The sequence below is a fragment of the Mesorhizobium sp. M2A.F.Ca.ET.037.01.1.1 genome, from assembly GCF_003998075.1.
In the GTDB taxonomy this organism is placed as follows: domain Bacteria; phylum Pseudomonadota; class Alphaproteobacteria; order Rhizobiales; family Rhizobiaceae; genus Mesorhizobium.
Genome location: NZ_RZSA01001327.1, coordinates 1 through 1,433, shown reverse-complemented (window position 1 = coordinate 1,433; position 1,433 = coordinate 1). Strand labels below are relative to the sequence as shown.

Annotated in this window: 1 protein-coding gene and 1 pseudogene; both read left to right on the top strand. The window is 67.7% G+C overall.

Going from position 1 to position 1,433, the window contains the following annotated elements; translation table 11 throughout:
• Positions 1-127 precede the first annotated feature (127 nt).
• A complete protein-coding gene (locus EOA27_RS36420; RefSeq protein ID WP_126083153.1) occupies positions 128-1,171 on the top strand; it encodes a LacI family DNA-binding transcriptional regulator in 1,044 nt (347 codons plus the stop codon).
• Between the two features lie 75 nt (positions 1,172-1,246).
• Positions 1,247-1,433 (top strand): annotated as a pseudogene (locus EOA27_RS36415) (sugar ABC transporter substrate-binding protein); the annotation flags it as partial.

Genomic DNA, 1,433 nt, shown 5'->3' with positions numbered 1-1,433 from the left:
TTCCCCTACTCTTCCCCCCTGAGAAAACCTTTTCCCAACCCGCCTCGCGCCCGCCTGACCTCACCCGTCATCACCGCGCAGGGCGGTAAGAGAAAACCTTTTCCCAGTCAAGGGATCCGCCGCGCCCATGCCTTCCGACGCCGAACCAGCGCCTGTTTCCGCCAAGCCGCCGGTCACGCTGCGCGAGGTGGCGGCCGCGGCAGGCGTGAGCGTCGCGACGGCGTCCAAGGCGTTGAACGGGCAGGGGCGGATGACGGCGGAGACGCGCGAGCGCATCCGCGAGACGGCGCGGCTGCTCGGCTTCCGGCCGAACAGCCTGGCGCAGAGCCTGCTCAGGAAACGCTCCTTCACCGTCGGGCTGCTCACCAACGATACCTATGGCCGCTTTTCGCTGCCGCTGATGGCCGGTGTCTCGGATGCGCTGGTCGACAAGGGCGTGTCGGTGTTCCTGTGCAATGTCGAGGACGACCAGCGGCTCGGCCAGCTGCATGTCGAGGCCATGCTCGACAAGCGCGTCGACGGCATCGTCGCCACGGGAAAGCGCATCGACCGCCATCTGCCGGTCGATCTCTCCAATCTGCGCATTCCTGTCGTCTATGCTTTCACCCAGCCCGATCCCGGCGCGGTCGGCCTCGTCTCAGACGATGCCGACGGCGCGCGGCTGGCGGTCGAGCATTTTCTGCGGCTGGGCCGCCGGCGCATCGCCCATGTCAGCGGACCGGCGAGTTTTGCCGTGGTGCACGCGCGCGCCGAGGCTTATCGCGATGTCCTGAAGGAGAACGGCCTCGCCGTGCGCGAGCCGCTCCTCGGCGCCTGGTCGGAAGCCTGGGGTCATGATGCAGTGGCAAAACTGTTCGGTAAGGCGGGCAGGGAAGGGTGGCCGGACGGCGTCTTCTGCGGCAACGACCAGATCGCCCGCGGCGTCATCGACGCGCTGCGCGAGCGCGGCATTCGCGTGCCCGAGGATGTCGGCGTCATCGGCTTCGACAATTGGCAGATCGTGGCCGAGGCGACGCGCCCGCCGCTCACCTCCGTCGACATGAATCTTTCGACGCTCGGCCGCGAGGCCGGGCTCGCCCTGCTTTCGCTCGTCGACGGCCAGCCGGCCGCGCCGGGCATCAGGAAACTGCCGTGCCGGCTGGTGGTGCGTCAGTCATGCGGGGCGGAATGAAGCAACGCGGCCACGCGCCCGCATCCGCCGGGCGGCGTGGCCAAAACTGGGAGGAGAACCATGAGGAGGAGTAACGTGAAGACCATGCTTGCCAAGCTGATGCTTGCCGCTGCCGTCATCGGCGGCGGCCTGCAGGCGGCGTCCGCCGAGACCGCCAACATCTGGGTGCGCGCCGACGGCTCGAACTTCATGCCGCGCATCGTCGACGCCTTCAACAAGGCGCACAAGGACCAGATCAAGCTCGACATCATTCCCAATGCCG

Excerpts from the sequence above, each read along its gene's own strand:
- EOA27_RS36420 (WP_126083153.1), top strand. The coding sequence starts at position 128 with ATGCCTTCCGACGCCGAACCAGCGCCTGTTTCCGCCAAGCCGCCGGTC.